The sequence below is a fragment of the Mesorhizobium sp. L48C026A00 genome (genome assembly GCF_000502375.1).
Lineage (GTDB): Bacteria > Pseudomonadota > Alphaproteobacteria > Rhizobiales > Rhizobiaceae > Mesorhizobium > Mesorhizobium muleiense.
Genome location: NZ_AYWU01000009.1, coordinates 36,128 through 48,974, shown reverse-complemented (window position 1 = coordinate 48,974; position 12,847 = coordinate 36,128). Strand labels below are relative to the sequence as shown.

Annotated in this window: 13 protein-coding genes; 4 read left to right on the top strand and 9 right to left on the bottom strand. The window is 61.1% G+C overall.

The genetic code is table 11. The features are described 5' to 3' along the window. Window positions 1–224 precede the first annotated feature (224 nt). Window positions 225–863: a hypothetical protein gene (locus X738_RS84790; RefSeq protein WP_156942596.1), complete on the bottom strand. Its 639-nt coding sequence runs from the start codon at window positions 861–863 to the stop codon at window positions 225–227. On the opposite strand from X738_RS84790, the gene X738_RS84785 reads away from it, so the two are divergent. Both X738_RS84785 and X738_RS59300 read left to right on the top strand, forming a co-directional pair. After that, entirely contained in the window at window positions 837–1,892 is a 1,056-nt protein-coding gene (locus X738_RS84785; RefSeq protein WP_156942595.1) for a hypothetical protein, read from the top strand. The two genes, X738_RS84790 and X738_RS84785, sit on opposite strands and share 27 nt — an antisense overlap. Window positions 1,893–2,326: 434 nt before the next feature. Continuing rightward, window positions 2,327–3,427, top strand: a complete 1,101-nt coding sequence (locus tag X738_RS59300; protein ID WP_023799526.1) for an SGNH/GDSL hydrolase family protein — start codon at window positions 2,327–2,329, stop codon at window positions 3,425–3,427. A gap of 65 nt (window positions 3,428–3,492) precedes the next feature. Here X738_RS59300 and X738_RS59295 read toward each other — a convergent pair whose 3' ends face one another. After that, window positions 3,493–4,533, bottom strand: coding sequence for an EscU/YscU/HrcU family type III secretion system export apparatus switch protein (locus X738_RS59295; RefSeq protein ID WP_023799525.1), 1,041 nt, complete (start codon window positions 4,531–4,533; stop codon window positions 3,493–3,495). An 84-nt stretch (window positions 4,534–4,617) separates the two neighbouring features. On the opposite strand from X738_RS59295, the gene X738_RS59290 reads away from it, so the two are divergent. Continuing rightward, the gene (locus X738_RS59290; protein WP_023799524.1) at window positions 4,618–5,421 is read left to right on the top strand and encodes a tetratricopeptide repeat protein; all 804 of its coding nucleotides are present in this window, start codon (window positions 4,618–4,620) and stop codon (window positions 5,419–5,421) included. A gap of 239 nt (window positions 5,422–5,660) precedes the next feature. On the opposite strand, the gene X738_RS59285 is transcribed toward X738_RS59290, so the two are convergent. From X738_RS59285 to X738_RS59255, 7 genes are all read right to left on the bottom strand, one after another. After that, entirely contained in the window at window positions 5,661–6,110 is a 450-nt protein-coding gene (locus tag X738_RS59285) for a hypothetical protein (RefSeq protein ID WP_023799523.1), read from the bottom strand. 13 nt (window positions 6,111–6,123) lie between these two features. Then, on the bottom strand, window positions 6,124–7,473 hold the full coding sequence (locus X738_RS59280; protein WP_031255055.1) for a type II and III secretion system protein family protein: 1,350 nt from the start codon (window positions 7,471–7,473) through the stop codon (window positions 6,124–6,126). A gap of 57 nt (window positions 7,474–7,530) precedes the next feature. After that, window positions 7,531–9,693 carry a type III secretion system export apparatus subunit SctV gene (gene sctV, locus X738_RS59275; RefSeq protein WP_023799521.1) on the bottom strand — a complete coding sequence of 721 codons (2,163 nt, stop codon included), beginning with the start codon at window positions 9,691–9,693 and terminating at the stop codon, window positions 7,531–7,533. After that, entirely contained in the window at window positions 9,690–10,001 is a 312-nt protein-coding gene (locus tag X738_RS59270; protein WP_023799520.1) for a hypothetical protein, read from the bottom strand. The genes sctV and X738_RS59270 overlap by 4 nt, the downstream gene beginning before the upstream one ends. A gap of 23 nt (window positions 10,002–10,024) precedes the next feature. Continuing rightward, window positions 10,025–10,417: a hypothetical protein gene (locus X738_RS59265; RefSeq protein ID WP_031255051.1), complete on the bottom strand. Its 393-nt coding sequence runs from the start codon at window positions 10,415–10,417 to the stop codon at window positions 10,025–10,027. A gap of 38 nt (window positions 10,418–10,455) precedes the next feature. Next, a complete protein-coding gene (locus X738_RS59260; RefSeq protein ID WP_023799518.1) occupies window positions 10,456–11,415 on the bottom strand; it encodes a SctD/MshK family protein in 960 nt (319 codons plus the stop codon). Between the two features lie 119 nt (window positions 11,416–11,534). Then, on the bottom strand, window positions 11,535–11,714 hold the full coding sequence (locus X738_RS59255; protein ID WP_023799517.1) for a hypothetical protein: 180 nt from the start codon (window positions 11,712–11,714) through the stop codon (window positions 11,535–11,537). 214 nt (window positions 11,715–11,928) lie between these two features. On the opposite strand from X738_RS59255, the gene X738_RS59250 reads away from it, so the two are divergent. After that, a complete protein-coding gene (locus tag X738_RS59250) occupies window positions 11,929–12,789 on the top strand; it encodes a MurR/RpiR family transcriptional regulator (protein WP_084833737.1) in 861 nt (286 codons plus the stop codon). Window positions 12,790–12,847: the final 58 nt, after the last annotated feature.

The following is a 12,847-nucleotide window of genomic DNA, read 5'->3' as shown; positions in this document are numbered from 1 at the left end:
GAACTTTCGTCGTTGCCTGTGCGTTTAGGTTGTAGTACGCGTCCTGTTGCAGTGCAGCAATATCCGGCGGCAACGTGCGGCTGCGTGAGGGCTCATCCCGTCCCCCGGAAGGTGAGCACCGAAAACCGAACAGGTGAGGCGAAAATTCCGGAAGACGGGAGAAGCATGGGATGAGCATCGGAGCGGGCAGCGCCCGGCGTTGGCCGTCAGTCGGCATCGAGCGTTCACCCGTTGAGCGTTATGTCCTTGCAGCCCTTCTTTTTTTCCCGTTCCTGTGCGGGGTCGTTCCGATCCTGTTGTACGAGAAGGCGGCGTCCCGCGTGGCGTGGCACGATCCTGCCCTCGCCACGGTCAGCGCCATCGGGTTGGCCCTGCTTTGCTGCCTTTTTGCATTCGTGCGCTATCCCGCCGAGGCGCGGGCTGCGCGCATCATCGTGGTCGGCCTGGCGATAACGCTGGGCCTCTTCAGCTTCGGGCTTGGAGACGAACTCGGCATTGCCGACGCAGCTCGCGCCGACGCGTTGGGCAATGTACTCGTCTATTCTCGCCTGATCGCGCTTTTGGCCGCGCTTTTTTCGATCCTGCGGCCATCCTTCGCCATTTTTCCGATGGTCTATTTCGCCTTCCACAAGAACGTCACGCGGGCAGTTTCCGGTGCTGCGGAACTGGGCCGCAACGACTATGCGCCGTTGATTGAGGTCGGTCTCTTCCTGGCCTGTGGCCTGTTGGCCCTTGGCCTGCTGCAGAGTTTGAGCCGGCTGAAGCTCTTCACCAGGAACCTGCCCAGCCTTGGCGAACTCGGAACCAGGGAGTTCGCGGCTCAAGCTGCCGGCATATTGCTGCTTGCCGGAATCGGCGCCCATTTTGGCAACTACTTCATGTCCGGGATGGCCAAGGTCACGCTTGACGGAGGGCCGTTGAGCTGGATCCTCGAGAACCCGACCAGTTCCATTATGCTGGCCGGGTACGGGTTGGGCGCGGCCCCGCTGGGCTTTTCCGAATCGCTGCTCGCTCATGCTTATGAAGCGGTCAGAGCGGTCCAGATTCCGATGAATGTCGTTATCCTTGCTGCGCAGCTTCTATGCTTTCTCGCTTTTTTGCGCCGGCGGTGGCTCATCGGACTGACCGCGTTCTTCGATATCATGCATATCGGGATCTTCCTTCTGAGCGGCGCCCTATTTCTGCACTGGATCATCTTGAACAGTCTGATCGTCGCGGCTCTGACGAGAATGAAGGAAAGTTCGTTTTCCACGACTGCCATCGTAACCGGGATTGTTGTCACCATATTCGGCGACGCGGTCTTTTATAACGCGCGGCTCGGCTGGTACGATTCAAGGCAAATCCGGCAAGCACATTTCGAGGCGCTGACGAAAGAAGGTGACTGGGTGCGGGTCGCACCGAGCTTTTTCCGCGACGCTTCCTATCTGCTCTATGCCCGTCACTTCGGCTATCAGGAATATCGTCGTGAATCCGGCCACGTTCCGACCTCAGCTTGGGGCCAGATCGGGATCAGGAAGGTGCGGCCGAAGTCGTCGGACGTTGCCTCGTCCAACTATGAGGTCATGAAGCTTACCAAAGAGTGCGCCTATCCAGTCGAACTGCCAATCACGCCGCCTGACTACGATGCGGCCCGCCCGGCGTCGTTTATTCTTGGACAGCACAATCGCGCCGCGAACCTGGCGAACTCGGCTGTTGCGGTCGGTTACAACTTCTATCCACACCATCATTATTCCATGCCGTTCCTGCACCGCGCTTTTGAGGCGCTGGAGCCTCGCGACATCGTCGCGTATCGATACCTGGTCGATACCGTCTGCCTCGATGTCGCGGATGGCAAGGTCCTGCGGCGGGTTATGACCCAGACATTGGGGCCCAGGATCGATGTCCGCCAGTGAATCCGGCGAGGGCGCTGCGGACGTTTCAGCACGCGAGTTTTGACTATAGGGCAGCACCAGTTCCACGCTGGCAATCCTTGCCCCTGACGCTGGTCCAAGATTGCCACGGAAGTTGAATTTCATTCCCTGGACAGCCCGTCATAATAAGGCCGGCGGCGGCATTACCAGCATGTCTTGAGGAGGAGATAAAAATGCGGCTCAACTGGCCCTTGGTTTTCACGGATAAGGTTTCATCGGTGGTTTCTGCCGCAGCAGGGAGGAAGCGGCGTCGACGTCAGACTATCCTGATCTGTGCAGCTGTGGCGGCCGGTTCTGCGATCGCTAGTTTCGGGGCACAAGGCGCCGAAGAGGGAGCCTGGATCACCACTTGGGCTGCCACACCTGCTCCGCGCTGGTCGGATGATCTTCCTGCGCCTTTCGGAGTGCCGGAGGTATTGGAGAACCAGACCGTCCGCCAGGTCGCCCGCATCAGCGTTGGCGGCAATAGCGTGCGGGTCGTGCTGTCGAATGCTTTCGGCGAAAAGCCGCTGACCATCGGTGCCGGCAGCGTCGCAATAGCAGGCAAGGGCGGCAACGTCGATCAGGCGACCTTGAAGCCTCTGACCTGGGGCGGCAATAGTTCTGTGGTCGTTCCGCCGGGAGCTCCGATCCTCAGCGACCCCATCGCTCTCTCGGCAGAAGCGCTTTCCGAAATCTCGGTCAGCATTTTCCTGCCGAAGAAGACGGCGTTGTCGTCGGTGCATTGGGATGGCGTGCAAACCGCCTACATCTCCGGCCCGGGCAATTTCACAAACGAGGCTGCGTTCAAGGCTGACAGCACACTCAAATCGCGCCTGTTTCTGAGCGACATATGGGTTGACGCCGTGCCGGAATCCGAGGCGATCGTGTTTTTCGGGGATTCCATCACGGATGGGAATTGCTCGACCCCTGACGCCAACAATCGCTGGCCGGACCATATCGCCAAGCGATTGCAGGAGGCCAACCGCAAGGTCGCGGTGGTCAACGAAGCCTTTTCGGGCAATCGCGTGTTGACCGACGGTATGGGTGTCAATGCCTTGGGACGTTTCGATTCTGATATACTGAGCCATCCCAAAGTCTCGACCGTCGTCCTTATGATGGGCATCAACGATATCGGCTGGCCCGGCGAAAATGCAATCACGCCGGACGACAAGGAACCGACGGCGCAAGACATCATCACCGGATACAAACAACTCATCGATCGCGCGCACGCCCATGGCATACGCATTGTCGGCGCGACGTTGACCCCCTTCGCCGAAACCTTCAAAGGACTTCCCACCGAGGGTTACTACACGCCCGAGAAAGAAAAGATTCGCGTCGCGGTGAACGAATGGATCCGCACCGGCGGCGGCTTCGATGGCGTGGTCGACTTCGACAAGGTGATGGAAGACCCGGCCAAGCCGGGGTATCTGCGCGACGACTACGACTGCGGCGATAACCTCCATCCCAACGACGCGGGATACAAGGCAATGGCAGACGCGGTCGATCTCGACGTCCTGTTGGGTTCAGCCAAGTAGTCGGCTGTCGCTGCTGACCTTGCCGCGCTGCTCAGGCATTGCGGCAAGGTCGGTTCGCGCATGGCTCAAGTGAGCCCGAGCCGGACAAGATGGCGTACGACCGGTGAGAACATCTCCTGGCCGATGTAAGCTCCGGTGTTCGTATTTTCGAAGAGTGGGCCGGCGACGGCCGCATCCTCGATCACCGGAATACCTGCCTGGCGTGCTTGAGCCGTCATCTCGTCAGCCGCTCGGCCCTGGCCCTTGCCGACGACCGTCGGCACCGGCGTTTCACCCCTGACGTAACGCAATGCCACTGAGCGGTCACCGGACACGAAAACGATGACCGCGTTTTTCACGCCCAGCTTCGCCGGTTGCATCACGGCCTCACGCCGCTGTCGCTGCTGTTCATGTCGAATCAACGGATCGCCTTCGAGGTCCTTGTGTTCGCGCTTGTATTCGGTTGTCGTCATGCGCATGTCGCGCAGGAACAGCCAGCGCTGAATAGGAACATCGATCACGCCGATGACGACAAAGGCCAGGGCGGCGGCAATTCCAAGCGGTGTCAGCACCGCTTTGATAATTGGCTCCAGGCATGACGGAGCGCATCCCGGAGCATCGAAGAGCGGCTGCAGCCATGCGATCAAAAGGAATGCGAACAGGCCGGCCAGCAACACCACCTTGGCCAGGCCTTTGGTGAACTCGACGACGTTGCGCAGCGACAGGATCTTCTGAAGACCCTTCGCCGGGTTTATGTGATCGAATTGCGGCTTGAGCGGTTCAAACGAGAAGACCGGCCCGAACGTCCCCAGCATGCCGAAGACCACGGCGAGAACGACAACGATTCCGACGAGCGGCAAGGTGGCAAGCATCAGCAATGACAACGAATGGCGGATAGCCTGCAGGCTGACTTCAACGAACGAATCGCCGGGGGCGGTCACGGTCTGCACGAGTTCCGAAAGGTGCCCGAACAGCATCGGCCAGGCAAAATATAGATAGCCAAGCGCTGCGAAAAGCGTGAAGCCGGAGGCCAGGTCGCGGCTCTGCGAAACCTGGCCTTTGCGGCGAGCGTCGCGAAGCTTCTTGTCGGACGCCGGTAGTTTCTTTTCCTCAGCTTCTTCGGCCATGTTGCAATCTTATCGCACTGTTGTGGTTCCAGTCGGCCAAGGCCGTGTGTAAGGTGCGGCGGGCTTGAATACGGAGAGGTGAATATGCGGCTGCACGTCGTGTTCTTGCCCGTTGTCGCCATGCTGGCGGCGGCCGGTTGTCAGACGACCAAAACCGGCACCGAGCAGGCAAAGGCACAGGGCCCGTCGTCGCAATCGGAGCGTCTGATCAAGCTTGCGGACGATATCCATGCGCAGGGAGACAGTGGCACCGCTATCGCGCTCTACCAGCGCGCGGCAGCGATGCCGGATGCCAAGTCGAGCGCCTTCGTCAAGGCGGGCGAGGCCTATATGCGAGCCGGCTACCCCGCCGAGGCGGCTAAAGCCTATCAGGCCGCGCTGGCAAAAGCGCCCAATGACGGAGGGGCAATGCTCGGGCTTGGCTCGGCGATGATGGAGACGGGCGATATCGATGCCGGCATGCGCGCGCTCGCGCAGGCCGCGCCGCTGGTCAATACCAGCAGCGCCTATATCAGGCTGGGCGTGGCGCAGACATTCGCCGGTCAGACGGGGCAGGCGCAGACCACTTTTGCTCAGGCGTTGAAACTTGCGCCGGGGGATCTCGACGTCGAGAGCAACATGGCGTTGGCCGCGGCGCTCGAAGGCAATTCCGCCACGGCACTGCCGCTGGTCCAGAAGATCTCCGCCGCACCCAATGCGCAGTTGCATCACAAGCGCAACGTCGTGGTGGTCTACGGACTTCTTGGCCAGGCCGATCAGGTCAGGGCCTCGCCACCGATCGGCCTGGCGACCAAGGAGGTGAATACCTTGCTTGCGCGTGCCAGAACCATCCGGTCGAAGGGCAGCACACAGGCAAGGGCGAAAGCGCTCGGCTCTATCGTCGGCTAGCGCAATTCCAGGAAAAGTGTGAAACGGTTTTCCCGGGAAAAGCGCATAGCGCTTTCCCTGGGGAATTGCGCAAAAACAAGGAGATAGAGCGGTTCGGCGTTTCCGTGAAACGATGAACCGCTCTAGAGCATCGGTCCGGAAAGGGTTGAGGCCGACGCGCAAACAACCGGACAAGTTATGCATGTCGCGCAAAAGCGTGCCCTCGGGCCTGCCCGGAGGGTGGGCAACGCCGCATCGGCTCACTCGACTGGGAGCGTTGTTTGCGGCGTCGCCGGCCCGCTGTTGGCTCCACCGATCGGCGCCTCTTCGCCATTGAGGTAACGCCGGGCGGCATTTGCCGTCGGCGCGGCCGCCGCCGCCCCCATGCGCCGGCCCTCGACGAGGTCCCGCTGGCTTTCGGCCATGCGTTGAAGATTGTAGGCGTTGGCGCAGCCGGGCGGCAGGTGGGAGCCGATGCCGGTGACGATCGTCAGATTGGTCGCAGCGGCAGAACGGTCGTCATCGGCCGGTTCGTTCAGACATGCATTGGGAGCAAGGATGGAGCCGCCGACGCCCTTCTGCGAGCCGCCGGTGTCGGTCGAAACATAGCTGTAGCCGGGAGAATATTCCTGCGGCTGTTGCCGGTTGTTCGCGCAGCCGACCAGAAGCAGCACTGGAAGAACAGAGCACAATGCGATGCGAAATGTCATGTCCGGTTCCCCGCTACTTGATGATCAGGCCCATCGCCGATGCGTCATTGGCGCGCTTCCTGTGGCGCTTGGCCGCCGGACGATCGAGCGGCGTGGCGAGGCTGTCGCGCACCGGCTCGACCAGATAGGGCGTGATCAGGATCACCAGTTCCGTCTCTTCGCGCTGGAAGCGCTGTGACTGAAAAAGCGGGCCAAGCACCGGCACATCGCCGAGAACCGGAAACTTTTCCAGATTACGCGAGGTCCGCTGCTGGAAAAGACCGGCGATCGCAAAGGTCTGGCCGCTCGCCACCTCGACCGTGGTGTCAGCCCTGCGCACGACGAAACTCGGCATGGCAAAGCCATTGGCGCTGACTGAGCCTGCTTCCGACAAGGAACTGACTTCCGGCTGAACATGGAGCGCAATGCGATCGCGGCCGATCAGTGTCGGGGTGAACCCGAGGGAAACGCCGAACGACTTGTATTGAACGGTAACGACGTCCGTTCCTTGCGGAATCGGAACCGGAATTTCGCCGCCAGCAAGAAAGCTCGCGGTCTGACCAGTCATCGCTGTCAGGTTCGGTTCGGCCAGTATCTTGACGACGCCGTTTCGTTGCAGCGCTTCGATGAGAATGTCGAAGTTGATGCCCTGCGGCTGGTCCATGCTCAAACCAAGATTGCCGGTGCCGGAGGGCACGCCATTGTCCTGGAACATGTTGAATTCGAAGCCGCCGCTCCTGTATCCGACAGACCAGTCGACGCCGTAGGACTGCAACTCAGTGCGCGAGACTTCGGCGAAACGGACCCGGATGTTGACCTGCTGCGACCCCTGCACGGTCATGTTGTTCAGCGGCGGCTGTTCCGGCGGCGAGAACGTGCGGGCGATATTGTCGACATCCGTTGCCTCCTCGACGCCTTGTGCCTCGCCGGTCGCAACAATGCGGGTCCCGAAAATCGAGAGATTTGTCGCCGAGTTCGGCTGCATCGCGTCTTTCGCTTCGTTGGCAGGCGTGACATCGGGGGTGACGCGGAACTGGGCCGTTGCCTCGACCCGCTCATCGGCCGTGATTGCAATGAGGTTGGTCAGGCCGGGCTTCAGGCCGAAGACATAGACCATCCCCGGCGACACGACCTGAAGGTCGGCGATCGTGGTGTCGGCGATCAGGACCGATTCAACGGGTTCATTGAAGCGCAGCAGGCGTCCTTGCCCGACCGGCAGGTCGACCGTTGGCCGGCTCGGCAATGGTGACACATCCTGTGCCATCGCGTCGGCATGTGTGAACAAAAACGCCAGCAAGACGCCAATCGTCGCGATAGCGAGCCAGCGCATCCGCCCGGCGAAAGTGGCGGATCGAACGCCTACTGCGGTATCGTGGATTGTCATGCCGTTCCCCTCTTGAGCATGTAGTTCCCCCAATTGTCCCAATCCGCCCGGCTGGCATCATGAGGCTGCCTCTTGTCCGGCTTTCGCCTCAGCCGATGGCAGCGACCGAGAGACGTTGCGTGCCACGCCCGAGCGGCCGGCTATCGTGGCCAATGGCTGGACGTTGAATTCCTGTGCGATTTCCCCGAAGGACAGGACCGGAAGCTCGATGGCATTGTGCGTGAGCAGGCTTCGCATATGACGGCGTACATCCATCGCCGCGAGGACGACCGGTGAGACATCGGTGGCGTTCTGCGACAAGGCTCGTTCGATTTCGGCGATCAATGCCTGTGCATCGTCATCCGAAAGGTTCAGGAACGTGCCGGTCGATGTGCTTTGCACCGCGTTTCGCAGGATATCCTCGGCCGAGCGCTGCAGAACATAGGCTGCGATGATGTTGTTACGGCCAGCGAAGCGGAAGCTGATCTGGCGTTTCAAGGACGTGCGGATATATTCCGTAAGCAGAACGACGTCCTGTTCGCGTTGACCCCATTCGATCAGCGCTTCGAGGATCAGGCGCAGGTTGCGGATCGGCACGTTTTCGCCGACAAGTCGCCGAAGCACCTCGGCGATTTTCTGCAGCGGCACGATCTCCTGCGCCTGTCTGACCAGATCCGCATAGTCCGGTTCCATGTCCGACAGCAGCCTGCGCGTCTCCTGGATCCCGACGAAATGGCCGGCATAGAGCCGAAGTGCATTTCCGGTCCATTTGGCCGCTGTTTGCGCCGGCGTGGAGAAGACGAAGCCGGCTTCCTTCAACGCCGAAAGGTGGCGATCATCGACCCACATGAATTTGCGCTGACCGGCAATCGGAGACCCCTTTTCGTAAGTCACATCGAGCAGATCGAGATGGGTGGGGTCCGCTTCGACAAGAACGCGGTCGGCGGGGATTTCGGCATCCAGGATGGGTGCGCCCTCCAGATCGATGCGCATGCTTCTCGCTGAAAGCTTCTCGTCGACCTGCAGGCCGATAGCCGGAACGTCGACACCGAGATCGCCGAAAAGCTCGCGGCGCACGCCATCAGCGAGCGTGGCGAATTCGGGTTCCAGGACCGAGCGTCCGAGTTCGGTTCCGAAGCGTACGACGATGCGGGATGATGAAGGCAGTGCTGCGACGGGCGTCGATGAAAGCGACGCCGGTTTTCCAGCTTGTTCGGCCACGGCGATCTGGCCGATGTCGCTGAGCTCGGATTCCCCCGCGGTACGGCGGTTGATCGCATAGGCGCCCGCGCCGAAGCAGGCACCAAGGATCAGGAACACAAGGGACGGAAAGCCCGGCACTATGGCCAGTCCGACCATGATCACCGCGGCGAGTGCGAGTGCACGGGGGTCGCGTAGCAACTGGCTGGTTATTTGCTTGCCAAGGTCGCTCGTGCCGTCAGAGCTGCCGACGCGCGTCACCATCGTGCCGGCGGCCACGGCGACAAGCAGTGCCGGTATCTGCGCGATCAGCCCGTCACCCACCGTGAGCAGTGAGTAGGTCACGGCGGCGTCGCCCAGCGACATATCGTGCTGCAGCGTCCCGATCGCGAAACCGCCGATCAGGTTGACCAGAATGATGACAATGCCGGCGATGACGTCGCCTTTGACGAATTTCATGGCGCCATCCATCGCGCCGAACAGCTGGCTCTCACGCTCAAGCTGCTGGCGCAGCCGGCGTGCCTCCGCCTGATCGATGTCTCCGTTGCGCAACTCCGCATCGATGCTCATCTGCTTGCCCGGCAGCGCATCGAGCGTAAAGCGCGCGGCAACTTCGGCAACGCGTTCCGCACCCCGTGCAACCACGATGAACTGCGCAACGGTGATGATCAGGAAGATCACGAGGCCCACGGCAATACTCCCGCCAACGACGAAACTGCCGAAGGCCGAAACGATCTCGCCTGCGTCGGCCTGGAGCAGGATCAGTCGCGTGGTCGTGATCGTGATCGCCAGCCGGAACAAGGTGGCGATGAGGATGACCGATGGCAGCGACGAGAACTGGAGCGGATGAGAAACGTAAAACGAAGCCAGCAGGATGAGCACGCTGACGGCGATATTGGTGGTGATGAGAATGTCGACGAGGAAGGTCGGCAATGGAATGAGCATCATCACCACTGCAACGAGCATCAGGATGGCGATGACCAGATCGCTGCGGCGTGACAGCTTGGCAAGGAAGTCCAGAAGGCGCTCCGATATCGTCATTCGGCGGCTCGATGCGACAGGAAGCTGCGCAAGGCATTGTGCGCCTCGGCCTTGCGGCCGGCCACAAGCAATGCTCGGCTCTTCAGCAACGCCAGCGTCGGGTGGTCCATTCCCTCCAGCGTCTCCAGCCTGGCTATGGTGGCAAGCGCCTTGTCCGCTTCGCCATCGAGTATGAGCAGATGCGCCAGCGTGCGAAGAACGCCGGCATTTCCCGGCGACAGCTGCGCCGCGATTAGCAGGTAGGCCGCGCCCCGCTTTGCCTGCCCGTGACACCCATAGAGATAACCCAGGACATGCAGCAGATGCACTGTTTCATTCGGATCAGTCAGGTTTAGATTCCTTCCTGTATCCGGGCAAGCAGATCGCGATGACGCTCGATTTCATCCTCCATCAGCGTTCTGGCAAGTGCCTTGAGTTGCTCGCCACCCTCAAGGCCGGGAACCAGATGCGCTACAAAATGCTGGAGGATGGGTACCGAGCGGCGCAGGATGGCTGGCTCGGGAATACCGGGCATGACAAAGTTGATGAGCGCCTCGTCGAGTGATTCGCTGTTCGTGCCCCGAGAGGACTGGAATTCCGCGGTTCCTGGCTTTTCCGTACCAGCGGCCGATGTCGTCCCCTGGGCCCGGCTTGCGGTCTTGTCGACGCCGTTCATCCGCCGACGGTTGATTGCCTGACCACGCACGCCTTCCGCCTGCCGCACCTCGCGGCCGGTTGTATCCATCCTTGCCGTATCGAATCGCGGCCCTTCAAGCCGGCGGTTCACGGATACTTCAGCGCGACCGTGGCGCCGCCCTTCGTCAGGAGAAGTTCCGTCTCGCCAATGCGCTTGACGGTCCAGCCGTCATTGGTGAATGCGCCCTCATGATAGCGCGCGCCGTCGGTGGCGATGACATAGGGCCGCTCGCCATACCAGATCGCCTGCAGCCTCAGGCGCGGAGCCTGCTCGGCGTTGCCGATCATGACATTGGAGGCGAGGGAGATGTGCGCGCCGAACGCCTGGTCGAACCAGGATTGCGTTTCGGTCCAGGCAGCATTCTTGTCATTGGCGATCATGCCCGAAACCACGAGCCGTCCAGGTGATTGCTGAACGGTCAATGTGCTGATGCCGGATTGCTCGAGGCGCAGCTTGAGCTGGCGTTCCGCGACGGCGGCGCTGGGTGCTTGTGTCGGCGATGGATCGTCCAGAACACTCTGCCCGGCCTCGCCAGCGAAGGCCAACGTGATCGGTTTATCGACTTGAGCGGATGACTTTTTGCCAATGTCGGGCTCGGCGAAGGAGAACCCATTGGCGGCGACGGAAACAGCGAAAACGGCAAAGAGAACGCTGCCCGCAACCAGCAGGGGGCGATTGGAAACAGACCAGCGATTCGGCGGGCGTTCCGGGTTGACCAGCCGGATATGGGCATCGCCGATGCTCATCGAAAGCGGCAGCTTGCAGCGGCGGCCTTGGCCTTCACGGATGATCTCGCCGGTGGCGAGCGTGACATCGCCGCCGACGGCTTCGATTTCAATCTGGCTGCCCTTGCTCCGCAATCTTGCGTGGACCGGCGCGATGCCGGCGTCCCTGAGGACTATTTCGGACTCCGTGCTCGAGCCGACCGTATACAGAGGCTCGACCAGGCTGAGTTGGGCGCCCGCGTGAAATCCGTGCGTCACGCTGAGCGCAACGGAATGTCGCGATGCCGGGGTGCTGGCGATGCCGATAGAATGAGCGGTCATGCCACTTCATCTCCCGCTGATGACAATTCAGATGCAGCCTGACAACGGCATCGAAACGTTCGTGCCGTGGACGTGCGCCGCCGGGTGCTTGCGGCGGCGCATGGTTCGAGAATCCCGGCTTAGGCCTTTTCAGCCGACTGGCCGAGCGTCCTCGCGGTGCTCATCAGCATGTCATGTTGGGACTTCGCGATCTCTTTTGTGATCTCGAGGCTAAACATGCGCTCCTGATGCTTGATCATCTTGTCCAGGTTCTGTTCCGGCGACCCGGCAGCGCCGGACGTAATGGGAGGGGTAGCCATCATTGTCTCCTTGAGGGACCATTCAAGTTACAAACTCCGGAATCACGTCGACGCGATCCGGCAGGTTGCGAAAGCAGCTTAAGGCAGCGTGATCGAAAATGAAAGTCCACTTGGAATATATGAACCAGTTCGGTTCCAACTGTTGCATTGCCACCATTGGAGGAGTAACCTGCCATCGGGGTAAATGGGGTATGGCAGAATGGAACAAGGTCCTTTGGCGGAGCTGTTGGCCGAACGGTTCGAGAATATGCCGCCGCAGCTGCGGGTCGCCGCGCGTTTCGTGCTGGACCATCCTAAGGATGTCGCACTGATGTCGATGCGCGAGCAGGCGCATCAGGCCGGCGTTTCGCACAGCACGATGATGCGGTTGGCGCGATGGCTTGGCCTTGAAGGCTACGAGGATATGCGCAGCCTTTATGCGCGCGCGCTGCGGGAGACAGGCGCCGGTGAGCCGGCGCGACGCGGTGCCGAACAGGGTGGCGTTCCCGGATATTCGACTGCAGGGGTTGTCGCCGACACGCTCGCGGCGCAGGTTTCAAGTCTGGGTGAGTACGGCAATGCCTCGCAATTCATCGCCGCCGCCGACCTCCTTGCACGATCACGCAATCTGTTTGGCCTCGGCTCGCGCTCCGGTTATCCGGTCGCCAGCCACTTCGTTCACATCATGTCGTTTCTGGCCGACGGCGACCGCAAGGTGACGCTTGTCGGCGAGATCGGCGGACATGGTCTGGATGCCTTGCAGGGCGCGGGAAGCGGCGACGTGCTCCTTGCAGTGGGCATGTCGCCTTATGAACGCACGACGATCGACGTGGCGCGCCAGTCGGCCAGGCAGGGTGTCGGCGTGGTGGCAATCACCGATAGCAGCGTGTCGCCGCTGGCCCGGATCGCGCGCGAGACCATCATCGTTACGGCAAATTCGCAGTCGTTCTTTCGCAGCATGGCGCCGGCGTTCGCCGCCGTCGAGTTGCTGGCGGCGCTGACGGCTGCGCAGTCTGAAGTGAATGCTGCAGAACGAGTAAGACAGTCGGAAGAGCAACTCGCTGCTTTCGGCATTTATTGGAAGCCGCCCCGGTAAGCTTCCGGGGCTTCCACTGTCGGGCGCGGGGGCGTTGACGGCAGGCAGACTGCCTGAA

Excerpts from the sequence above, each read along its gene's own strand:
- X738_RS59255 (WP_023799517.1), bottom strand. The coding sequence starts at position 11,714 with ATGGCTACCCCTCCCATTACGTCCGGCGCTGCCGGGTCGCCGGAACAG.
- X738_RS59285 (WP_023799523.1), bottom strand. The coding sequence starts at position 6,110 with ATGACATTTCGCATCGCATTGTGCTCTGTTCTTCCAGTGCTGCTTCTG.
- X738_RS84790 (WP_156942596.1), bottom strand. The coding sequence starts at position 863 with ATGGGCGCCGATTCCGGCAAGCAGCAATATGCCGGCAGCTTGAGCCGC.
- X738_RS59260 (WP_023799518.1), bottom strand. The coding sequence starts at position 11,415 with ATGACCGCTCATTCTATCGGCATCGCCAGCACCCCGGCATCGCGACAT.
- X738_RS59290 (WP_023799524.1), top strand. The coding sequence starts at position 4,618 with ATGCGGCTGCACGTCGTGTTCTTGCCCGTTGTCGCCATGCTGGCGGCG.
- sctV (WP_023799521.1), bottom strand. The coding sequence starts at position 9,693 with ATGACGATATCGGAGCGCCTTCTGGACTTCCTTGCCAAGCTGTCACGC.
- X738_RS59295 (WP_023799525.1), bottom strand. The coding sequence starts at position 4,533 with ATGGCCGAAGAAGCTGAGGAAAAGAAACTACCGGCGTCCGACAAGAAG.
- X738_RS59280 (WP_031255055.1), bottom strand. The coding sequence starts at position 7,473 with ATGACAATCCACGATACCGCAGTAGGCGTTCGATCCGCCACTTTCGCC.
- X738_RS59265 (WP_031255051.1), bottom strand. The coding sequence starts at position 10,417 with ATGGATACAACCGGCCGCGAGGTGCGGCAGGCGGAAGGCGTGCGTGGT.